Here is a 21,144-nt window from a genome sequence, read left to right as displayed (position 1 = left end):
GAGCCCCGCGTCCGGCGGGACGCGGGGCTCCTGTACTGCGTTCGGCCGGTCCGGAGGATCAGCTGGTGGCGGTCTGAGTCAGGTCGAAGATGGTGGTGTTGCCGACCGTGGTGGCGGTGTAATGCTCGGCCACCCAGGCAGCGATCTTGCCGGCCTCCGTGGTGGTGCCGCCCATGCCGCCTCCGCCCATGCCGCCGCCGGAGATGTAGTAGTGGATCTGGCCGGCCGCCACATAGGCCTCGAACTGCTCCAAGGTCGGTGAGGCGTCGCCGCCGTTCCAGCCGCCCAGGGCGATCACCGAGGTGCCGGTGGCCAGTTCGAGATCGGCGGCGGAGGTGGCGCCGCTGACGGCGGCGCTCCACTTCGTGGTGCCGGCCTCGAGGAGGGCGTTCAGCTCCGAGTTGCTGCTCGTGCCCCCACCACCGGGCCCGCCGCCCGCGGTGGCGCCGTCGCTGGTCGCCTCGCCGCCGGTCGCCCCGTCGCCGGTCGCCTCGCCGCCGGCCGACGAGGGTCCGGTCGGCGAGCCAGTGGATGACGAGCTGGACGAAGAGGACGAGCCGGGTGGGGTGCCGTTGGGAGTGAAGGCGCCACCCCGCGTACCGCCACCGAAACCGCCCATGCCGCCGGCGGCGGACGACGGGCCCGACGTGGGGATCGAACCCGTGTGGGCCACCGTGGCCGTCGCCGCCGCGTAGGCGGCGCCTCCCGCGCCGGCCGAGAGGATCGCCGCCACCAGGGCGACCACCCCCCAGCGGCGCAGCCGTGACGCCGGCACCAGCAGCGCCACGGCGAACACCGCGCCCAGTCCCAGCGACGCCCAGCGCAGAATCGGCAGCCAGTCGGCCCGGCCCAGCAGCACCCAGCCCCACACCGCCGTGGCCAGGACCATCGCCGCCAGCATCACTCGGCCCCACACCCGGGTCCGGTAGAGCCACAGCACTCGCCCGCCGGCGCCCACCAGCGCCGCGACGCCCGGAGCCAGCGCCACCGTGTAGTACGGGTGGATCGTGCCGCTCATGTACGAGAACGTCAGGCCGGTGACCAGAACCCAGCCGCCCCACAGGAGCATCGCCGCGCGGGCCCGGTCGGTGCGCGGCGCCGTCCACGTCGCCGCCAGCACCGTGACCAGCGCGATCAGCGCCGCCGGGAGCAACCACGAAATCTCCAGGCCCATCGAGGAGCCGAAGAGGCGGCCGATGCCGGTGGCGCCGCCGAACGACGTGTTCTGGCCGCCACCGCCACCCCCTCCGTTGCCGGAGCCACCGAGGATGCGGCCCAGGCCGTTGTAGCCGAGCGCCAGCTCCCACAGCGAGTTGTTCGTCGACCCCGCGATGTACGGGCGGGACGACGCCGGCCACAGTTCGACCAGCAGCACGTACCAGCCGGCCGAGACGATCAGGGCGAGGCCGGCCACCAGCAGGTCCCGGATCCGCTTGCCCAGCCCCGTCGGCGCCGCCACCAGATAGACCAGCGCGAACGCCGGCAGCACCAGGAACGCCTGCATCATCTTGGTCAGGAAGCCGAAGCCCAGCAGCACGCCGGTCAGCGCCAGCCACTTCCAGGACGCCTTCTCGACCGCCCGGACCGTCGTGTAGGCGCCGGCCGTCATCAGCAGCACGAGCAGGGCGTCCGGGTTGTCGTAGCGGAACATCAGCACCGCGACCGGGGTCAGCGCCAGCGCCGCCCCCGCGGTCAGGCCGGCCGCCGTACCGAACCAGCGCTTCACCGCCGCGTACAGGAACCAGACGCTGGCCACGCCCATCAGGGCCTGCGGGGCCAGGATGGACCAGCTGTTCACGCCGAAGATCCGGGCGGACAGGCCCATGACCCACATCGCAGCGGGTGGTTTGTCGACCGTGATGGCGTTGCCCGCGTCGAGCGAGCCGAACAGCCACGCCTTCCAGCTCTGCGATCCGGCCTGCGCGGCCGCGGCGTAGAAGCTGTTGCCGTATCCGGAGGCGCTCAGGTCCCACAGATAGAGGACGGCGGTCGCCGCGAGCAGCACCAGGACAGGCCACCGGCGCGGTCTGCGAGGGGCCGGGGCCTCGTGCCGGGGCGCGGCCGCCGCTGGTCGTTCCATCAAGGTCGTCATGGCGTCCACGGTCGGCGGCGGGGCCGTGGCGGCTCTGTGGCCGGCCTGTGTGCCGTCTATGAGGTAGTGATCTCCACTGCGTCGCCGTCGCCGCGCTGCGATTCGTGCCAGGATGAGGATGAGAGTCCGGGTTTCGAGCGAGAGACAAGGTCAATGAGCGAACACGTTTCCGACAGCGCCGAATGGCAGGCGCTGCAGGGCCAGGCCGAGAAGTTCTCGGCGGTGCACCTGCGCGACCTGTTCGGCAGCGACTCGAAGCGCGCCGAGCGCTTCACCGCCACGGTGGCCGACCTGACCGTCGACTACAGCAAGAACCTGGTCACCGACGAGGTGGTGTCGGCGCTGCTGGCGCTCGCCGGCAAGGCGAAGCTGACCGAGCGGATCGCGGCGATGTTCGCCGGCGAGCACATCAACGTCACCGAGGACAGGGCCGTGCTGCACACGGCGCTGCGTCTTCCCCGTACGGCCAAGCTCGTGGTCGATGGGCAGGATGTGGTGGCCGAGGTGCACGAGGTGCTCGACCGCATGGGCGCGTTCAGCGACAAGGTGCGCTCGGGGGAGTGGACCGGCCACACCGGTCAGCGCATCCGGACGGTCGTGAACATCGGCATCGGCGGTTCCGACCTGGGCCCGGTGATGGCCTACGAGGCGCTGAAGGCGTACAAGGCGGCCGAGATCGAGTGCCGGTTCATCTCGAACATCGACCCCACCGACCTGTACGAGAAGACGCACGACCTCGACCCGGCGACCACCCTGTTCGTCGTCGTCTCCAAGACCTTCGGCACCCAGGAGACGCTGACCAACGCCACCGAGGCCCGCAACTGGCTGCTCAAGGGCCTCGGCGGTGACAACGCGGCGGTGGCCAAGCACTTCGTGGCGGTCAGCACGAACGCTTCCCGCGTCGCCGACTTCGGCATCGACACCGCCAACATGTTCGGCTTCTGGGACTGGGTGGGCGGCCGTTACTCGCTGCCGTCCGCGGTCGGCCTGTCCGTCATGATCGCGATCGGCAAGGAGCAGTTCGCCGACATGCTCGGCGGCTACCACACCGTCGACGAGCACTTCCGCACCCAGCCGCTGGAGAGCAACGTCCCGGCGCTGCTGGGCCTGCTCAACGTCTGGTACGACACGTTCCTCGGCGCCCAGTCGCACGCGATCCTGCCGTACTCGCAATATCTGCACCGCTTCGCCGCGTACCTCCAGCAGTTGACCATGGAGAGCAACGGCAAGTCCGTACGTCTCGACGGCAGCTCCGTGGGTTACCAGACCGGCGAGGTCTTCTGGGGCGAGCCCGGCACGAACGGCCAGCACGCGTTCTACCAGCTGATCCACCAGGGCACGAAGCTGATCCCGGCCGACTTCATCGGTTTCAGCCAGCCCAACCACGACATCGGCGAGATGCACGACCTGTTCATGTCGAACTTCTTCGCCCAGACGGGTGCGCTTGCTTTCGGCCGTACGCTCGAGCAGGTCCTCGCCGAGGGCACGCCGGAGCAGATCGCGCCGCACCGGGTGATGCAGGGCAACCACCCGACCACGACGATCATCGCGCCGAAGCTGACCCCGGCGGTGCTGGGCCAGCTGATCGCCCTGTACGAGCACATCACGTTCACCCAGGGCACGATCTGGCAGATCAACTCGTTCGACCAGTGGGGCGTCGAGCTGGGCAAGGTCATGGCCAACCAGCTCGCTCCGAAACTGACCGCCTCGTCGGCCCCGGCCGCCGACGACGACTCGTCGACGAACAACCTGATCCAGCTGTACCGCGCCGGCCGCGGCCGCTGATTTCTGTCGTACCCGGGGCCTAGGGTCGTCGTCATGGATTCCACGACGGCCCTGGGCCTTCGCATGTCAGCGCTGTTTCCGCCCGCTCTGTCGTCGGTGGCCGAGGTGGTGGAGTGGTTCGGCGCCATGCAGGCGCAGGATGTGAACAGTGGCCTGTGGTCCTTCGGCGCCCGGCTGCCCGGTTTCACACTGGCCGACGTCGAGGCCGCCGTGGAGAGACGCGAGGCCGTGCGCACGTGGCCGATGCGCGGCACGGTCCACTTCGTCCCGCCCGCGGACGTCCATTGGATGCTCGATCTGATGGGTTCGCGGGCGCTCGCCGGCGCCGCCAAACGCCGGGAGACCATCGGGCTGTCGGAGGCCGACGCCGACCGGGCGGTCGACATCCTGGGCGCGGCGCTGGCCGGGGGAGGGCGCCTGACCCGCGCCCAGTGCTTGGAGGTGCTGGCCGAGAACGGCGTCGCGACCACCGGCCAGCGGGGCTATCACCTGCTTTGGTACGCGGCCCAGCGCGGCGTGACGGTGATCGGCCCGCACATCGGCAAGGAGCAGACCTTCGTCCTGCTCGACGAGTGGGTGCCGTCCCCGCGCCGCCCGTCCCGGGAGGAGGCGCTGGCCCTGATCGCGCTGCGCTACTTCCGCAGCCACGGTCCCGCCACCCGCAAGGATTTCGCCGGCTGGACCGGCCTGACCATGACCGACTGCAAAGCCGGTATCGCGGGGGCCGAACTGGACACCGTCGACGTCGACGGCGTCGAGATGGTCGTCGCGCCCGGCTTCTCCTCCGGCGCGGTCGCGCAGTGGTGGGCGCTGCCGGGCTTCGACGAATACATGCTCGGCTACAAGGACCGCTCTCTGATGGCCACGCCGGAACAGTTGGCGGCGATCATTCCGGGTGGCAACGGGATGTTCCAGTCGACGCTGGTCCGTGACGGCCGCGTCGTGGCGACCTGGAAGCGGGCGATCACCGCCAAGGGCGTCACGATCACCGTCACTCCATTGGTGTCCTTCACCGCGAAAGATCACCGGGCGGCCGAGGAGGCGCTGGCCGTCTACGCGTCCTACCTGGGGATGCCGCTGACTGTTAAGAACCCTTGATATTTATGAAGGTGAACTCCATGATGTGGGTGTCGCACGTCACGCACGCATCGAGGGAGTCGCCATGGGTGTCCGTCGTCTTGTGTTAGCGCTGGTCACCGGGGTGGCGGTGGCGGCCGGCTCGACGGTGCTGGCCGCGCTCCCGGGCTCGGCGGCCGTCGCCTGCTCCGGGGTGACGTGGAGCGAGGGGCCGACGTACACGGCCGGGCAGCAGGTCACCTACAACGCGCACCTCTACCAGGCGCTGGTCACGCACACCGCCTGGGCCGGGGCCGGCTGGAACCCGGCCTCGACGCCGACGTTGTGGAAGGACCTCGGCGCGTGCACCGGCGGCCCGACCACCCCGCCCGTCACGACCCCGCCCGTCACGACCCCGCCCGTCACGACCCCGCCCGTCACCACTCCGCCCGTCACCACCCCGCCCGTCACCACTCCGCCGGCCACCACGCCGCCCGCCACCGGTTGTGCGGTCAAGGGGCGGCCCGCCGGCAAAGTGCTCCAGGGCTACTGGGAGAACTGGGACGGTGCCTCCAACGGCGTACACCCGGGAATGGGCTGGATCCCGATCAACGACAGCCGGATCACGCAGCACGGCTACAACGTGCTGATGGCGGCCTTCCCGGTGATCCGCTCCGACGGCACGGTGCTGTGGGAGAACGGCATGGACGCCGGGGTCAAGGTGCCCACGGCGGCCGAGATCTGCGCGGCCAAGGCCGCCGGCGCCACCGTCCTGATGTCGATCGGCGGGGCCACCGCCGGCGTCGACCTGAGCTCGGCCGCCGTCGCCGACCGGTTCGTCGCCACGATCGTGCCGATTCTCAAGCAGTACAACTTCGACGGCATCGACATCGACATCGAGACCGGCCTCACCGGCGGCGGGAACATCAACACCCTGTCGACCTCGCAGGCCAACCTGATCCGCATCATCGACGGCGTGCTGGCCCAGATGCCCGCGAACTTCGGCCTCACCATGGCCCCCGAGACCGCCTACGTCACCGGCGGCAGCGTCACCTACGGCTCGATCTGGGGCTCATACCTGCCGATCATCAAGAAGTACCTGGACAACGGCCGGCTCTGGTGGCTGAACATGCAGTACTACAACGGCTCGATGTACGGCTGCTCCGGTGACTCCTACTCGGCCGGCACGGTGCAGGGCTTCACCGTGCAGACCCAGTGCCTCAACAACGGCCTCACCATTCAGGGCACGACCATCCGGATCCCGTACGACAAGCAGGTCCCGGGCCTGCCCGCCCAGCCCGGTGCCGGCGGTGGTTACATGACGCCGTCGCTGGTCACCCAGGCCTACAACAGCGTCCCCGGCATCAAGGGCCTGATGACCTGGTCGATCAACTGGGACGGCTCCAAGTCCTGGACGTTCGGCGACAACGTCAAGCGTCTCCAGGGCCGCTGACCCGACAGGATCTGATCACCGGCCCGGACCGTCCCCGGGCCGGTGATTCTGTTCAACGGCCGGCGATCTCCGAACGCATCAGCTCCATCAGCCGGCCCATCCAGTTGGCGCCGCTCGAGTTCCAGTACTTCGAGGCCCAGTCGTTGTAGAGCAACCGCGCGTCACCTGTGCCGAGCAGCGTCGCCGCTATTGCCGGGTGGCGCTAGTCTCCGGTCCGTCCGCCACCCGCTGCGCCCGGCTTTCGGCAACACCGGCCTCGCTCCGGCGGAAATAGCCGAGCGCCTGCTCCCGGAGCTCCGGGGTCACCGTGAGCGTGTGATCCGGGTGCCGGGCCGGAATCGTCGCGCCCGGATCGGCGAGCAGGATCCGCACCGGTACGTCGTTCTGGTCCATGTCGCCGAGCATGTAGATCCGCCTGTGTTCGGGCACCGCCCGGTACAACTCGCGAACAATCTCCAGGTTGGCCCGGGTCGGGGCGGCGGCATACGCCAGCAGCGCGTTCCAGCAGCGCCGGGAGGAGTCCGGCCGATCATTGAGATCGTCAAGCTCGTCGGCGAGCTCGCCGATCACCATCTCGGGAGTCAGCCACGACTCCAGTGCTGGCACGGTTCCCCTTGCCGTACCGGCGATGATCAGCGATGCCCCTTCGGGTGGGGTCAGGGTCAGCGTGCCGTCGTCGAACGCGGCGCGGAGACCGTCGAGATCGGTGGATCCGAACCGCCAGAGGACGACGCCGTCCGCGAAGACACCGAGCGTGCTGAGCGCGTAATGATCGCCTCGGTTGACGAAGACGAGGCGTTGTCGCCCCTCGATGACGTCGTCGCCGACCATGCGCGACGTCGGGGTGCTGTCCGGCATGCCGGCGAGCCTAACGGCACGCGGGGCCGGCCCCGGCTGCTCGGCACCGCGTCTCCATCACCCCTGCAGACACAGACGCACGATCCCGGGGCGAATCACCGGCGCTCGGCGAGCGGGGGGTCGATCACGTCAAGCGCCTCCAGGGCCGCTGAGCAGCTCCCGCACGATGTCCGCGACGTCGCCGGCGCAGCCCCACGAGGTGCTGACGCCGGCGCCGCCGTGCCCGTAGTTGTGGACGAGGTGACGGCCGCCGCCCCGATCCTCGGCCTCCAGCCGCACGGTCGGCCGCATCGGCCGCAGCCCGACCCGGTGACCGAGCAGCGGCGCGTCCGCGACCTCGGGGAACACTGTCGCGCAGCGTTCGACGATGCGCCGCGCGACCACCGGGTCGGGCGCCAGGCTCTCCGAGCCGAAGGTCGCGCACCCGCCGAGCAGGAGAGCGTCGCCCTGCGGAATCAGGTAGGTCATCTCCTCGACGAAGTCGGTGTACTCGAGGAAGAAGTGGTCCAGGCCCGGGTTGCGCACCACCACGAGCTGCCCGCGGCACGCCGTCACCTCCGGATCCGGAACCAGTTCCCGCGAACCCAGCCCGGTGCAGTTGACCACGATCGGCGCCTCCGCGAACCCGTCCTCGAGCCGGTCGAGCCGTCCGGGCACCACCTCACCCGTGAACCGCTTCGCCAGCCAGGACAGGTACACCGGCATGTCCGTGATCGGTGACTCGTAGCGCCAGCCGGTCACGAACCCGGCCGGCAGATCGTCCGGGTCGCACGCGGTGGCCCATTCCGGGATCGCGACCGGCGTCCGGGACGCCTCCACGCCCGGCGTCACCCGCACCCCGGCCGTGGGGTCGGCGGCCAGCCCGGTCAGGACGTCGAAGGTGGTGGCGGTCCACCGCCGTACGTCCGGGTGGTCGGCCAGCTCCGCGTCCCAGATCGCCCCGGCCGCGGCCGAGGTCGTGTCCGCCGACACCGACTCGGCCCGGACCCGTACCCTCAGGCCCTGCTCCCGCAAGCGGATGGCGGTGGTCAGGCCGACGACGCCGGCGCCGACCACGAGAACGTCGAATCTCACACTGCCGAGGTTATGTCCTTCACCATCGAGGCGACGTCGTCCGCGCAACCCCACGACAGGCTGACGCCGGCCCCGCTGTGCCCGTAGTTGTGCACGATGTGCCGGCCGCCGCCCAGCTCCTCGTGCTCGACGCGCACCTCGGGCCGCGACGGCCGGATCCCCGTGCGGTGCCCGAGGATCTCGGCGCCGCCGATGGCCGGGAAGATCTCGCTGCACCGCCGCACGATGGCCTCGGCGATCCGGATGTCGGGCACCGGGTCGGCCTCGCCCTTCTCGGCGCTGCCGCCCAGCAGCAGCACGTCGCCCTGCGGCAGCAGATAGGTCATCTCGCCCAGCTCGTCGGTGTGCTCGGCGAAGAACTCGGTCAGACCCGGATTGTGTACGGCGACGAGCTGCCCCCGGATCGGCTGGACCGTCGGATCGGGCACCAGCTCGCGGGCGCCGACCCCGCTGCAGTTGACCACCACGTCGGTGTCGGCGAACGCGTCGCCCAGGCTGGGCAGCCGCCGGCCGAAGACGAGCTCCCCGCCCGCGGCGATCAGCCGGCGCTGCAGCTCGTGCAGGTAGGCGGGCATGTCGATGATCGGGGCCGTGTAGTGCCATCCGCTGGCGAAACCGCGTGGCAGGTCGGCGGGGGCGCAGTCGCGGTAGCCGGGCAGGCCCACCGCCCAGCCCGGGGTGGGGATCGCGACGCGTGAGGCCTCCACGCCGTCGATGACCCGGACACCCGGGAAGCCGTTCTGTGCCAGCTCGGTGAAGACGTCGTAGGAGCGGGCCGCCCAGTGCTCGACCCGGTCGTGTTTGGCGTAGATCGGGTCCCAGATGGCCCCGGCGGCGGCCGAGCTGCTCTCGCGCGGCTCCTGCTCGGCGCGCAGGCGCACGCGGACACCGCTCTCGGCCAGCAGCACACCTGTGGTCAGGCCGGAGACACCGGCGCCGACGACGAGCACATCGGGTCGGTCTGAGGTCACCTTCCGAAGCTAACTGTCATCGATCCCGTAAAGGGGGGACGTGAGAATTTCTCCGGCGACTGCCGCTTTTGGCGTCCGATCCTTGCCACCTGCCACAATGGATGGTAGGCAATGCCACGTAACGTCGACGTTCGATCACGCACGGTGTTGCAATCCGCCGACCTTTGGGTTCCAATCGAACGGCGGATCCACCGTCGAAGGTTGGGGGCCTGGACGTGGTCATCGTGGGCGAAGTCCACACCGGGCTGCTGCGCGGGCGCGACCCGATGAGCGCGAGCGCGGCGGCGCTGCTGGTCGACCTGGTGGCCGGCGAGCCTGTGCTGCGCCTGGACCGCCCCCGCGCGTACGCCCGCTCACCCGAGCGTCCCGTCGGCGTCGACTGCCCTCTCGGCGTGCCCGCACCCGCCCGTCAGGTGCGCGGCATCGGCACCGTCCTGCAGGGCGCCGCCATCACCGGCGGCCACGTCGTGCAGGGCACGGCCTGGGCCACCCTGGTGCCGGTCACGGGCAGCGCACGCCAGCCCTGGTCGCACTACCTGGCCCGGCCCGGCGTCATCGAGACCGTCGGCCGGTGCCGCCCGGCCGAGCTGGCCGCCGGCTTCGCCGCCGCCGAGCGGGCCCCGAACGCCCTCGACCTGGGCGAAATCGCGGCTCGGGCGTCCGACGTGGTGCAGAGCGCGGTCCCCGACGGCGGCCGGTCCCGCGACCGGTTGCGCCTGCCCCGGACCCGGCTGCGATTCGTCGTCGAGCGGTCCGAGACCGCCGCCCCGCCCCGCTTCGACGTGCACGACGACCAGCTGCGCCTGCTGCACGTGCACGCGGCCGATGACGTCGACGCGCGGCTGCTGGTCGCCTTCGCCGAGGACCTGGCCCTGCACGACTGGCTGCTCACCTCGGTCGACGGCATCGTCGACCGAGCGGCCATCGGCGCCCTGCCGCTCGACGAGTCGCTGCGCCGGCTGCGGCCCGCCGTCGACTACCTGCTGCACCTGTGGCTGCCCGGCGGGCGCGGCGGCGAGCCGGCCGAACGGCTCTGGGAGGTCGTGGAGAGGCGGGCCGCGCTGACCCGGCAGTGGGTGCTGCTGCGCGACCGCATCCGCGACCAGCTCGCGCTCGGGGCGGTGGCGGCCCTGTCCGCGGCGACACCGCGGTGAGCACCCTGTCGCGCCAGTTCGGCGAGGGACCCGGCGTCCTGCGGACGGCGCTGGCCACGCTCGCCACCGGCGGCCTCACCTACCTGATCACCAACGGGCTGGACCAGCCGCAGTCGGTCTGCCTGACACTGTCCGTCCTGATCGGCGGCATCGTGGTGATCATCCGCTTCCTCATCGAGTTCGAGAAGCGCCTGGCCGTCGTCGAGCGGCTGCAGAAGGACGGCATGGAGGACATGAAGAAGCTGGTCGGCGACGCCTTCACCGAGATCAGCGAGGCCACCGCGCTGTTCGGCCTGATCGAGGCCTCGGCCCTGCAGACCGACCTGGTCACCCAGCTGGTGCGCAACTCGACGAACATCTCGCCCGACTCGCCGCCGATCGTCTACCAGTTCGTCCAGGCCAAGATCAAAGAGACGTCCGACTTCCTCAAGCAGCTCGCCGAGGGCGGCACGGTCACCTACTACGGCGAGGACCGCGACTGGCTGCTCGGCCTGACCCGGCACGCCACCGAGAGCGTCGACGCGATAAGCCTGGCCGCCGTCGACCACGACCTGTGGCAGAGCGAGATCGGCCAGCGCTACCTCGACGCCCAGCGCCGGGCGGCCCGGGCCGGCAAGCGGGTGCGGCGCATCTTCGTGCTCGACGTGCCGGACATGGAGCACGAGCCCAGCCTGCGCAAGGCCTACCAGGAACAGCGCGAGATGCTCATCGACGTCCGCCTGCTGGACCGGGCGGCGGTGCCCACCCCGCTCCAGGTCCAGCTGCGCGACCTCATCATCTTCGACGACACCCTGGCGTACGAGACGACACCGACCACCAACGACCCGCAACTGGCGCAGGTGGCCGAGACCCGCCTGGTGTTGACCGACTCGCGGGTCAAGGAGTGCGCGCAGCTCTTCCGGGAGCTGTGGGACGTCTCCCGTGAGCTCGACCCGCACCCTCAGAGCAGGGCGTAACCGATCCGGCCCACCGTCTCCTCGGGCAGGTCGAGACCCTCGGCCCGGGCCCGGTCGCGCACCTGCGCCGCGGCCACCGGATCGATCGCCACGGCGCCCAGGATGGTCCGGACGGCCAGCTCGATCGGCAGGAACCGGGCGTCCATCGCGGTGAAGGACCGGTAGGCCCGAAACGGCGCCGCCTGCGGGTTGAGCCGCACGACGGGCGGCATCCGATCCCACTCGGCCGGCAGCTCGCCCGGGGTGGCCGGCTCCGGCTCGGCGATCGGCTCGCCCAGCCGGCGCACCAGGCCGAGACGCTGCAGCTGCCACACGGCGGCCAGGAACGGGCAGGACCACAGGCGGTCGCCGTCCGGCCGGTCGCTCCACAACTCGACGTCCACGAAGATCGAATGGTTCTGCACGGCGCTCTGCCGGGCCGGCTGCCACTGCCGCGGCGCCGCCATCGCCGAGGTGGGCGCGGACGGGGACCGCTCGCCGTTGCTGAGCCAGCCGGTGATCTTGGTGGCCGGCCGGCCGTTCGCCCCCTCGGCCGGCTCGTCGACCAGATGGTCCTGCACGAGGCGGGCCACGTCGACGTCGCCGGCGCGGGCGCAGCCCGACTCCCGGGCCACGTAGTCGATCGTCAGCCCCTCGGCGCGGGCCGCCTCGACCAGCATCGTGACCACGTCGCGGGGCGTGGAGAACCGGGTGAAGTAGTCGTCGATCAGGAAACACGTGCTGATCCGGGGCCGGCTGCGGGTGACTGCGGCCTCGGTCATGCGGGAGGCGGTCTCGGCCCACGGACGTACGCGCCGGAACTGCTCCCTGAGGTTTTTCTCGCCGCCCTCGAAGTCGTCCATGTAGAGATGGCCGAGCTCGAGCGAGAGGTGCGACAGGGCCACCGAGCGGGTCACAGGCCGACCCACGCGCTCGCGTCGACGATCTTCTTGGACAGGTCCTCGAAGGCGGCGACCGTACGCTCGTTGGCCGTGCGGTGCAGCCACACGTCATCGTTCGAGATCAGCTGCTCCTGCCATTGCAGCACCGGATCGAGCGGCACCTCACCGATCATGTTGAGCCGGCCGACGCCCTTGCGCGAGGCCAGATCCTGCAGGCGCCGGTTGCAGACGTCGAGCCAGGCCAGCTGCTCGGCCCGCAGGCCGGCCTGGTCGGGGGAGGAGGGATCCAGTACGGCCGTACGCACGAACCGGATCGACTCGCGCAGCTGGGCGGTGTCGTGCCCGAGATGCCCGGCGGTCTCGATGATGCCGTACCGGCCGAAGACGAGGCCGCTCGCGGCGATGATGTGCTGCCGGGTCCACCGGTGGAACACCAGCCAGCGCGCCTGCACGTCGCGCAGCGCCGCGTGCTGGGTGGCGGCCAGCACGATCTCCGTCGCGTAGGAGCGCCCGGCGCTGAGGTCGACCAGGATCAGGTCGTACTCCTCGTCGAGCCGCTGGAACAGCGTCACGCACCGGTCGACGATCCCCGGCGCGGAACTGAACTCGCCCCGCCCGGCGTCCCCGGGCACCAGGGTGAGCCGCCCGGCCCCGGCCGGCCGGCTGCGCAACGCCTCACGCTGCGAATCGGCCCACACGTTGATCCGCCGGGGCTCGGGCGACCCCTCGAGCAGGTAGGTGTGCAGGCCGCCGGACTCGACCCCGGCCAGCGCCTCGGGCAGATCGAAGATCGCCCCCGACGTCGGTGACCCGAAATCGAAGTCGAGATAGCACGCGTCGTAGCCCTGCAGCGCGTGCCGGTAGGCCAGGTTGCTGCTGGTCACCGACCGGCCCGTGCCGCCCTTGTCGGACGTCGCGAAGAGCAGCACCTCAGGCCACCCCGCTGTCGGCCCGCCGGGCCGCGGACAGCCGGTCGAGCTTGCGCAGCACCTCGCCGGCGAGGGCCATCGCGACGCCGGGCCGTTCCCGCCGTACCGAGCCGGCCCGCCGCAGCTCCGTGCCGATGCGTTCCAGCTCGACCCGCAACGTCTCGCCCCGGGTGGTGGTGCCGTTGAGCAGCTCACGGTTGTAGAGGTGGTCGGCCTCGTTGAGCATCTCGGCCGCGACCTCGGCCAGCAACAGGCTGCCCAGCGGCGGGTTGTTGATCAGGCGGGCCGCCGCGACCAGGCAGTCCACCACCCGCTTGGTGTAGTACCAGGACACGTCGCGGACGTCGTCGGGAAGGTAGTTGTAGGCACCGGCCGGCCGGTCCCAGAGCCCGTGGTCGTCGCCCTCCCGCAGCATCCGGGCGCGCAAGTGATCCCAGATGGCGTCGGCCAGGTCGAACAGGCGGCTGCGGATCGCGCTGTCGTCCAGCATGCCGGCCAGCGTCAGCGCGCGCCGGAACAGCGTGGGCGAGATGTCGGCGACCGTCCAGGCCAGCCGTGGCCCGCCGATCTCCTCGGTGCCCTCCAGCGGGAAGTGCAGGCCGGGGTACTGCACGTTGACGGCGGTCTCGGGTTGCGTCGAGCGGCGGGTGATCCGGCTGCGGTTGGCCAGTTCCTCCAGGACGCCGGCGACCCGGCTCAGCTCGGCGTTCGAGGCGCGCACGGCCTGCATGTCCTGGATGACGATGCCGCCGACCAGCAGGCTCGAGTAGTCGAACTCGATGCCGTCGGTGGTACGCCAGGGCAGGTCCTCCAGCGGCCAGCGTCCCGAGCCGAAGGTCGCGATGGTCGCCCAGTACGACCGGGTCAACTCGAACCGCAGCTGCAGCGACTGCGCGAGACGGGCCTGCTCGGTGTCGAGCAGGCCGAGCAGGCGGGTCCGCTCCGACGACAACGCCTGAATGGCGTCCATGGCGACGGTCGTGAAGTAGAGGTACGGCGCGTTCTGCGCGACGCCGGTCCGCTGCTCGCCGATCTTCGCGGTGGTCTCGATCTCGGGCGCGTCCCGGACGATGCCCCACGACCAGCCGCACTCGAAGAGCCGGTTCGGATTGTCGAGCTCGCTGCCCTCGGCGGCGCCGGATCCGATCTGGACGTCGTCGCGCAGCCGGGCGTTGATCTCCCGCAGGGTCTCGCGCAGCTCGTCGATCACCTGATGGGCCGGCCGCCGCTCCTGGTTGACGGTGCGCAGCAGCTCACGCCCGGCCGCGCTCTCGACGGTGAAGACGTTCACCGCGAAGCTGCGCAGCAACCCGGCCATCGCCGCCGACAGTCGCAGGCTGGCCGCCCGCTCCAGCTTGTCGACGCTCTCCAGCAGCTGCGGCCGGGTGACCACCTGACGGAAGATCTTCGTGAACCCGATGGTGGCCAGCATCAGGGTGACCGAGATGGAGAACGAGTCGACCACGTCGAGCTCGCGCTGCTCCCGTTTGACCTCGGCGTTCTCGTCCTCGGGCAGGAAGTACGTGTCGCCGGAGAACAGCGGCGTGCCGTCCGGCGCGGTGTACCGCTCGATGTAACCGTTCAGGGCCCGCAGCAACGTCTGCGGGATCTGCAGGTTGTCGCCGAGCGGCTTGAGCGCCTCGAGCACGTCGTTCGCGACAGCGTCGGGACGGTCGAGACGGAACATCGGTATCTCGGTGGCCGGCGACATGATGCACAGCAACTGTTCCGCGTCGCTGATCGAGTTGCTGCCGTTACGCCCGCCCGGAAGCCAGTCGTCGTCGTAATAGGACACCCGAGCCATGGCACGCCAGATGTCCAGAAGCTGCTGGCGAGGCTGGATCTGCATGGTTGCGCCGTCACCTACCCGTCCGTGGGCCTGTGTGGAGGGACGCTACTTCTTCCGGCCGGTGGCCACCATCATTCCGCAGTAGCCATCGCGGAGGTCGTTGCTCTCCACCGTCTTAATGTCCACGTTGCGCGCAACCGGGGCAAGAGCCCGGACGACGTCCTCCTCGGCGATCGAGCAGGCGGGGAAGCGCAGACCGGAGACGACATAGCCGGAGGAGTTGCGCATGAAGGCGGCGGCGAACGGCGCCCCCGCGTTCAGCGAACGGACGAACCGGCGGGTGGCCTCTTCGAACTTGTTCATCCGGACGGTGATGGACTCGGCGACGAAGAACATCGTGCCCATGTCGTACTGCCCGGGAGCCAGGGTGAACACGTTGCCCTCGACCACCTTGGCCTGGCGGTGCAGCAGGTCCCACGGGTTGTTGACGCGTTCGTAGTCCGGGCGGCCCACCGAGACGGCGTCCCAGAACTGCTTCCACGACTCCCGCGGCCGGGCGATCTCGTTCTTCAGCCACTCGCGGTTGGTGAAAGCCCGCTCGAAGAGTGTCACTCCGGAGGAGTACGGCAGCATGGTCAATGCCGGGTACAGGTTGGCCCCACTGCCGACGTCGATCGCCAGCCCCGACTTGTTGCGCGGAATCGCCCGCTGGAAGTAGTCGGAGACGATCTCGATGATGCGGCTGTCGTCCGCGCGCAGCTCGCTGTAGTTGTGGTTGAAGTAGGCCTGTGAGTCGAAGTGGTCCCAGTCCACGTCCTGATCGCCGACGGGCATGGTCGGCGTCACCACAGGATTGATCGGGGGCACAGGCGGTCCTTCCGGCGTTCCGTAGTCGACACGGCCGACGACACCATCAACTGTATGGCCGACCCTAGTCACCAGTCTCGGGGTTGCACATTAAGACATGCCCCGTCCCTTAAGCGATACGCCTCTCGGGCAATCTCTGGTTGGAAATTCGACTCTTTTCGCCCGTAACCCTTCTCCGATTCCTGCCTGTAACCGCCATCCTGCACCGTGTGACCGTTTCCGCGCCACCAGTGTCACCCGTTCGCGAGCGCCTGGGTTGTCACGGGCTCCCTCGGCGGGCTGCCTCCAGGCGACCCAGCGCGTGCAGGACGCGATAGGCGTAGGACGCCGCGACGCCCGGTCGCTCGGGCAGGTTTTCGCGGGCCGCGCGCGTTGCCGCGACACCTTGCGGGCGGCGGCGACGAGGCAGTCGACGACTCGCTCGGTGTACCCCCAGTCGAGTCGCCCTTCCGCGGCGCCCGCTTGCGAGAACACTCCCGCCGGAGAGTCCCACAGACCTTCGCCGGGGCTGTCGGGCCGCCGGCGGAGCGCCAGATGGTCCCCGATCCTGTCGGCGAGATCGATGGCCGCACGTCGTAATGCTCCGCTGGGGCTGATGGCGGCCAGCTCCACCGTGCGTTTGAGAAGCGCCGGGGCAATGTCCACGAGATTCCACGTCAGCTGTGGGCTGGTCGGCGTCTCGCTGCCGATCAACGGAAAGCTCATGCCCTGGTAATGGTTTCGCGCGGCGCCCACGTCGTCACCCGGCATGCGGGCGGTGACACCGTTGCGCTCCGCCAGCCGCTCAAGGATGGTCAACAGCCGGCGCAGCCTGTCCTCGGCGGGTCTCTCGCCCGTCATCTGCGACAAGACCGACCCGGCGACCAGCAAGCTGTAGTACTCGCTTTCACGGCCGTCGGTCGTCCTCCACGGCAGATCCTCGACCGGCCAGGCGCCGTCGGACTCGAGGGTGGCGATGGTCGCCCAATACATCCGGACGAGCTCGGCACGCACCCCCAACTGCTGAACCAACCGGAGTTGCTCGGGGTCGAGCCATGCGGGCAGCATGGTGCGGTTCGCCGCCAACGCCCGCGCCGCTTCCAGGGCGACCGTGGTGAAGTACAGATCGGGCGCGTTGTGGGCGACCCCCTCCGGCTGGCGGCCGATGACGGCGCTGGTCTCGATCGGGGAGGCCCCGCGAACGACGCCCCAGGACCAGCCGCATTCGAAGAGCCACCGGGGGCCTTCGATCGTCACGTCATCGCGCAGCCCGGCTAGGACCTCGCGCAGCGCCTCGTGCAGCTTCTCGGCAGTCTTCTCCGGCTTCTGGCGACCCTGGTCCGCCATCCGCATCAGGTGGGATCCGGCGACGCTGTCCAGGGCAAAGGTGCTGACCGTGAAACTACGAAGAAGGCCCACCATCGCGGCGCTCAGCCGCCTGCTGGCAAGGTCCTCCAAGGTGAGGGCTTGTTCGGCGGCATCGGATTTGGCGACCCGCTGGTGATCCCGCGTGAACCCGATGATCGCCAACATCAACCGCACGGATATGGCGTACGAGTACACCACATCCCATTGATCCTGCTCGGGGCTCGGCTCCATGCCGTCAACGCTGGAACGGAGATACGACCCACCGGAGAAGACGGGAGTGCCGTCCTGGCCGGTGTAGCGGTTGATGTAGGCCGTCAGTATCACGAGCAGCCGCTGCGGTATTTCGATCGCCTCACCCAGGTCGCGCAGAGCGTCCTCGACGTCCGGGCTGAGCAGGTCCGGCCGGCTGATCCGCAGCTGATCGAGCTCTGTGGACGGCGACATGAGGCAGAGAAGCTGCTCGGCGTCGCTGATCGAGTTGCCGCCGCCCGGGCGCCATCGATTCCCTTCGAGCGATGCCCTGACCGTGTATCGCCAGATGTCGAGTATCTGCTGCCGTGGCTGGATGTGCATCGGTGCGCTGTCACCTGCCCAAAGTCGAGTCGGTTCTGAGGCTAGTGGCGTTTATCCGTCTTCCCTGGGCTTGGCGGCGTCCCACAGCTCTTCGAATCGGTGCCGGCGTTTCTCGACCAGCCGGCGGTCGACCACCAGGGCGACGTTGGCGATCAGCGGGGTCACGTTCTTCTTGAGGGTATGGGCGGTGTGGAACTCGTAGCTGATCTGCTGGTCGAAGACGATGAAGTCCTCGAGATCGCTCTGGTGGAGGAAGTAGACGTTCTCCGGGCGCAGGACGCGGGTCTCGACGCCGATCCTCTGATGCGGTTCGAGCAGCTTCCCGAGCTGGTCGACGTCGGTCGCGTCCTCGGTGAGCAGGAACAGCCGCCGGACGCGGACGCCGCGCTCGATGGCCTGGCGCTGGCGGTCGAGGTAGCGCAGGCCCAGGTCGCTCTCCCAGAACTCGCCCTCGTCGACGAAGCCCCGATGCCGGTCGAACGACGTCATGCTGGTGGCGTCGATGCTGCTGCTCGCCGACTCGGTGAGCCCGAGCAGCCAGTCCGGGTCCTCGCCCTCGTGCTCCGCCCGGCCCGATCGAAGCCCGTCGAGCAGATTCGCCAGGTCGCCGATCTGACGGCGCGCGAACAGACGCGGCAGGGCCCCGGCGGGATCCATCCGGCCGGCGGACTCCACCAGCCGCACGAGGCTGTCGCCCCCGAGGCGGTCCTGCGCGCCGGCCAAGTGCGCCGCCGCCTCGCTGATCGTCGTCACCGACTCGATCACCGCGCGGGATCGGTCGGCGACGTCGATCAGGAACTGGACCATCAACGCCACTCCGGCCACGAACACCGCCAGGGTGATTCGCCATATCTCCGGCTGATCGGCGATTCCGGTCAGCAGATAGGCCAGACCGCCGGTGACGGCCGTGACCACGATCTTGATGAACACGTGCGGCCCCCCAGGTTGTCGCGCGCTGCCTCTTCGAGTGTGACCCGCGCCGCAGCGCAAGTTCTTTGATTTTGAAATAGTTGACCGATCAAAGAGGTTGTGGGTGGCAGCGACGGGATGTACGAAGTCCCGGCCAGGACTAGGAGCGGGTCATGCAGTTCGGAATCTTCAGCGTCAGTGACATCACGACGGACCCGACGACGGGCGTGACCCCGACCGAAGGCCAGCGCATCAAGGACATCGTCACGATCGCCAAGCACGCGGAGGAGGTCGGCCTCGACGTCTTCGCGCTCGGCGAGCACCACAACGAGCCCTTCTTCTCCTCCTCGCCGACCACCACCCTCGCGTACATCGCGGCCCAGACCGAGACCCTGCAGCTGAGCACCGCCACCACGCTGATCACGACCAACGACCCGGTCAAGATCGCCGAGGACTTCGCGATGCTGCAGCACCTGGCCGGTGGGCGCGTCGACCTGATGATGGGCCGCGGCAACACCGGGCCGGTCTACCCCTGGTTCGGCAAGGACATCCGGGCCGGCATCCCGCTCGCGATCGAGAACTACGCGCTGCTGCACCAGCTGTGGCGTGAGCACGTGGTCGACTGGCAGGGCAAGTTCCGCACCCCGCTGCAGAGCTTCACCAGCACCCCGCGCCCGCTCGACGACATCCCGCCGTTCGTGTGGCACGGCTCGATCCGCAGCCCCGAGATCGCCGAGCAGGCCGCCTTCTACGGTGACGGCTTCTTCGCCAACCACATCTTCTGGCCCGCCTCGCACACCCAGCGGATGATCGAGCTCTACCGCTCGCGGTTCGCCCACTACGGCCACGGCGACCCCGACCAGGCCATCGTCGGCCTCGGCGGCCAGGTGTTCATGCGCAAGAACAGCCAGGACGCGGTCAAGGAGTTCCGCCCGTACTTCGACAACGCCCCCGTCTACGGCCACGGCCCGTCGCTGGAGGACTTCACCCGCGAGACCCCGCTCACCGTCGGCAGCCCGCAGCAGGTCATCGACCGTACGCTCGGCTTCCGCGACTACGTCGGCGACTACCAGCGCCAGCTGTTCCTGATGGACCACGCCGGCCTGCCCCTCAAGACGGTCCTCGAGCAGCTGGACCTCCTCGGCAGCGAGGTCGTGCCCGTACTGCGCAAGGAGTTCGCCGCCCTCAAGCCGGCCCACGTGCCGGACGCACCCACCCACGCGTCCCTCCTCGCCGCCAAGCTGGAGAAGGACAGCAAGGAAGAGGTCCAGGCATGAAGCAGCGCAACCTCGTCGTCGTCTCGGCCGGCCTGAGCCAGCCCTCGTCGACCCGCCTGCTGGCCGACCAGCTCGCCGCGTCCGTGGTCTCCGCCGCCGCGGACGGCGACGTCGAGCTCACGGTTCAGGTCATCGAGCTACGCGACCTGGCCCACGACATCGCCAACCACCTGCTCACCGGCTTCCCGCCGGCTGCGCTCAAGGACGCCCTGGACGCGGTGGCCGCGGCCGACGCCCTGATCGCCGTCACGCCGATCTTCACCGCCAGCTACAGCGGCCTGTTCAAGTCGTTCTTCGACGTCCTCGACAAGGACGCGCTGGCCGACAAGCCGGTCCTGATCGCCGCCACGGCCGGCACGGCCCGCCATTCGCTGGCCCTGGAGCACGCTCTGCGCCCGATGTTCGCCTATCTGCACGCCGTCGTCGTCCCGACCGCCGTCTTCGCCGCCAGCGACGACTGGGGCGCCGACTCCGCCGACGGCACGCTGCGTTCCCGCATCACCCGCGCCTCCGCCGAGCTGGCTCGCGAGCTTGCCTCCCGCGAGCCCGTCACGGTGGTGGACCCGTTCGCCCTGACGGTCGATTTCAAAGATCTGCTGTAGTACGCGTCGTCGTCCACCCCACCGCAAGCGAGGCCGCCCCGGGTATTCCGGGGCGGCCTCGCTGCCACTCAAGGCCGTGACGCCCGTCTCGCGTGTGGCGGTGGTCAGGCTTTCAGCACATAGCGGTGCTCTCCCGAGAGCACCAGCTCGCCGCGCTGGTTGTGCACGGTCGCCCGGGTGGTCACCCCGCCCGTACCGTCACCCGGCTCCAGCCCGATGATGGTCAGACTGGGGTAGAGCGTGTCCCCGGCGTTGACCTCCCGAGCGTCGCCCCGGGCGCCGTGAACGCCAGCACCCGCGGCCCGTGCACCACCGGCGCCCGGTGCCCGTGCGCTTGGGCGTACACCGCGTCGTAGTGAATCGGATGGTTGTCCGCCGACACGGCCGGAAACGCCGACGCGTGCGCGTCGGTCACGGTCCGGCTGGGCGCGTTGAACACCTCACCGACCCGAAGGTCCGCGAACGTCCGGGCCGCAACGACGGTGTGCTGAGCGGGATCGAATGTCGCCATGCGCCCTGCCTGCCCACCGCACCCGGTTCCGCCATCGGTCGGTTTACTGCCGAGGGCCGA

Annotated in this window: 18 protein-coding genes; 7 read left to right on the top strand and 11 right to left on the bottom strand. The window is 69.8% G+C overall.

The features are described 5' to 3' along the window. Positions 1 to 58: 58 nt before the first annotated feature. A complete protein-coding gene (locus AB0C26_RS28165) occupies positions 59 to 2,092 on the bottom strand; it encodes a glycosyltransferase family 39 protein (protein ID WP_360253560.1) in 2,034 nt (677 codons plus the stop codon). Positions 2,093 to 2,245: 153 nt separating this feature from the next. Here AB0C26_RS28165 and pgi point away from each other — a divergent pair, with 153 nt between their 5' ends. The 3 genes from pgi (at position 2,246) to AB0C26_RS28150 (ending at position 6,386) form a co-directional block, all read left to right on the top strand. Continuing rightward, positions 2,246 to 3,877, top strand: a complete 1,632-nt coding sequence (gene pgi, locus AB0C26_RS28160) for a glucose-6-phosphate isomerase (protein WP_360253558.1) — start codon at positions 2,246 to 2,248, stop codon at positions 3,875 to 3,877. A gap of 33 nt (positions 3,878 to 3,910) precedes the next feature. Continuing rightward, positions 3,911 to 4,975: a winged helix DNA-binding domain-containing protein gene (locus tag AB0C26_RS28155; protein ID WP_360253556.1), complete on the top strand. Its 1,065-nt coding sequence runs from the start codon at positions 3,911 to 3,913 to the stop codon at positions 4,973 to 4,975. Positions 4,976 to 5,039: 64 nt separating this feature from the next. Next, on the top strand, positions 5,040 to 6,386 hold the full coding sequence (locus AB0C26_RS28150; RefSeq protein ID WP_360253554.1) for a carbohydrate-binding protein: 1,347 nt from the start codon (positions 5,040 to 5,042) through the stop codon (positions 6,384 to 6,386). Positions 6,387 to 6,572: 186 nt separating this feature from the next. On the opposite strand, the gene AB0C26_RS28145 is transcribed toward AB0C26_RS28150, so the two are convergent. The 3 genes from AB0C26_RS28145 to AB0C26_RS28135 all read right to left on the bottom strand — a co-directional run bounded on the left by AB0C26_RS28145 (position 6,573) and on the right by AB0C26_RS28135 (position 9,289). Continuing rightward, positions 6,573 to 7,217, bottom strand: a complete 645-nt coding sequence (locus AB0C26_RS28145; RefSeq protein WP_360253552.1) for a hypothetical protein — start codon at positions 7,215 to 7,217, stop codon at positions 6,573 to 6,575. Positions 7,218 to 7,373: 156 nt separating this feature from the next. Continuing rightward, positions 7,374 to 8,318 (bottom strand): FAD-dependent oxidoreductase, encoded by a 945-nt coding sequence (locus AB0C26_RS28140; protein ID WP_360253550.1) that lies wholly within the window; start codon positions 8,316 to 8,318, stop codon positions 7,374 to 7,376. Continuing rightward, on the bottom strand, positions 8,315 to 9,289 hold the full coding sequence (locus AB0C26_RS28135) for an FAD-dependent oxidoreductase (RefSeq protein WP_360253548.1): 975 nt from the start codon (positions 9,287 to 9,289) through the stop codon (positions 8,315 to 8,317). The genes AB0C26_RS28140 and AB0C26_RS28135 overlap by 4 nt, the downstream gene beginning before the upstream one ends. A gap of 224 nt (positions 9,290 to 9,513) precedes the next feature. On the opposite strand from AB0C26_RS28135, the gene AB0C26_RS28130 reads away from it, so the two are divergent. Both AB0C26_RS28130 and AB0C26_RS28125 read left to right on the top strand, forming a co-directional pair. Then, positions 9,514 to 10,443, top strand: a complete 930-nt coding sequence (locus AB0C26_RS28130; RefSeq protein WP_360253546.1) for an SCO2521 family protein — start codon at positions 9,514 to 9,516, stop codon at positions 10,441 to 10,443. Continuing rightward, positions 10,440 to 11,399, top strand: a complete 960-nt coding sequence (locus AB0C26_RS28125) for a DUF6879 family protein (protein WP_360253544.1) — start codon at positions 10,440 to 10,442, stop codon at positions 11,397 to 11,399. Before AB0C26_RS28130 ends, AB0C26_RS28125 begins: the two co-directional genes overlap by 4 nt. Here AB0C26_RS28125 and AB0C26_RS28120 read toward each other — a convergent pair. The 6 genes from AB0C26_RS28120 to AB0C26_RS28095 all read right to left on the bottom strand — a co-directional run bounded on the left by AB0C26_RS28120 (position 11,384) and on the right by AB0C26_RS28095 (position 18,715). Further along, a complete protein-coding gene (locus AB0C26_RS28120) occupies positions 11,384 to 12,295 on the bottom strand; it encodes an SCO2522 family protein (RefSeq protein WP_360253542.1) in 912 nt (303 codons plus the stop codon). The two genes, AB0C26_RS28125 and AB0C26_RS28120, sit on opposite strands and share 16 nt — an antisense overlap. Then, positions 12,292 to 13,209, bottom strand: coding sequence for an SCO2523 family variant P-loop protein (locus tag AB0C26_RS28115; RefSeq protein ID WP_360253540.1), 918 nt, complete (start codon positions 13,207 to 13,209; stop codon positions 12,292 to 12,294). Before AB0C26_RS28115 ends, AB0C26_RS28120 begins: the two co-directional genes overlap by 4 nt. Before the next feature lies 1 nt (position 13,210). Continuing rightward, entirely contained in the window at positions 13,211 to 15,058 is a 1,848-nt protein-coding gene (locus AB0C26_RS28110) for an SCO2524 family protein (RefSeq protein ID WP_360253538.1), read from the bottom strand. Positions 15,059 to 15,103: 45 nt separating this feature from the next. Then, on the bottom strand, positions 15,104 to 15,865 hold the full coding sequence (locus AB0C26_RS28105; protein ID WP_360253536.1) for an SCO2525 family SAM-dependent methyltransferase: 762 nt from the start codon (positions 15,863 to 15,865) through the stop codon (positions 15,104 to 15,106). A gap of 90 nt (positions 15,866 to 15,955) precedes the next feature. Then, positions 15,956 to 17,785 (bottom strand): SCO2524 family protein, encoded by a 1,830-nt coding sequence (locus AB0C26_RS28100; RefSeq protein WP_360253534.1) that lies wholly within the window; start codon positions 17,783 to 17,785, stop codon positions 15,956 to 15,958. Between the two features lie 51 nt (positions 17,786 to 17,836). Further along, positions 17,837 to 18,715 (bottom strand): DUF6879 family protein, encoded by an 879-nt coding sequence (locus AB0C26_RS28095; RefSeq protein ID WP_360253532.1) that lies wholly within the window; start codon positions 18,713 to 18,715, stop codon positions 17,837 to 17,839. Positions 18,716 to 18,867: 152 nt separating this feature from the next. Here AB0C26_RS28095 and AB0C26_RS28090 point away from each other — a divergent pair, with 152 nt between their 5' ends. Beyond that, on the top strand, positions 18,868 to 19,971 hold the full coding sequence (locus tag AB0C26_RS28090; RefSeq protein WP_360253530.1) for an LLM class flavin-dependent oxidoreductase: 1,104 nt from the start codon (positions 18,868 to 18,870) through the stop codon (positions 19,969 to 19,971). After that, positions 19,968 to 20,573, top strand: coding sequence for a CE1759 family FMN reductase (locus AB0C26_RS28085; protein ID WP_360253528.1), 606 nt, complete (start codon positions 19,968 to 19,970; stop codon positions 20,571 to 20,573). The genes AB0C26_RS28090 and AB0C26_RS28085 overlap by 4 nt, the downstream gene beginning before the upstream one ends. Positions 20,574 to 20,796: 223 nt before the next feature. Here AB0C26_RS28085 and AB0C26_RS28080 read toward each other — a convergent pair whose 3' ends face one another. Continuing rightward, complete coding sequence (locus AB0C26_RS28080) at positions 20,797 to 21,084, bottom strand: MaoC/PaaZ C-terminal domain-containing protein (protein ID WP_360253526.1); 288 nt, start codon at positions 21,082 to 21,084, stop codon at positions 20,797 to 20,799. Positions 21,085 to 21,144 lie beyond the last annotated feature (60 nt).

Origin of the sequence: Actinoplanes sp. NPDC048796, from assembly GCF_040650035.1 — a bacterium.
Lineage (GTDB): Bacteria > Actinomycetota > Actinomycetes > Mycobacteriales > Micromonosporaceae > Actinoplanes.
This window is presented reverse-complemented; position numbering and strand designations above follow the sequence as displayed.

Coding starts and splice junctions, on each gene's coding strand:
- AB0C26_RS28165 (WP_360253560.1), bottom strand. CDS start 2,092: ATGACGACCTTGATGGAACGACCAGCGGCGGCCGCGCCCCGGCACGAG.
- pgi (WP_360253558.1), top strand. CDS start 2,246: ATGAGCGAACACGTTTCCGACAGCGCCGAATGGCAGGCGCTGCAGGGC.
- AB0C26_RS28155 (WP_360253556.1), top strand. CDS start 3,911: ATGGATTCCACGACGGCCCTGGGCCTTCGCATGTCAGCGCTGTTTCCG.
- AB0C26_RS28150 (WP_360253554.1), top strand. CDS start 5,040: ATGGGTGTCCGTCGTCTTGTGTTAGCGCTGGTCACCGGGGTGGCGGTG.
- AB0C26_RS28145 (WP_360253552.1), bottom strand. CDS start 7,217: ATGGTCGGCGACGACGTCATCGAGGGGCGACAACGCCTCGTCTTCGTC.
- AB0C26_RS28110 (WP_360253538.1), bottom strand. CDS start 15,058: ATGCAGATCCAGCCTCGCCAGCAGCTTCTGGACATCTGGCGTGCCATG.
- AB0C26_RS28100 (WP_360253534.1), bottom strand. CDS start 17,785: ATGCACATCCAGCCACGGCAGCAGATACTCGACATCTGGCGATACACG.
- AB0C26_RS28090 (WP_360253530.1), top strand. CDS start 18,868: ATGCAGTTCGGAATCTTCAGCGTCAGTGACATCACGACGGACCCGACG.
- AB0C26_RS28085 (WP_360253528.1), top strand. CDS start 19,968: ATGAAGCAGCGCAACCTCGTCGTCGTCTCGGCCGGCCTGAGCCAGCCC.
- AB0C26_RS28080 (WP_360253526.1), bottom strand. CDS start 21,084: ATGGCGACATTCGATCCCGCTCAGCACACCGTCGTTGCGGCCCGGACG.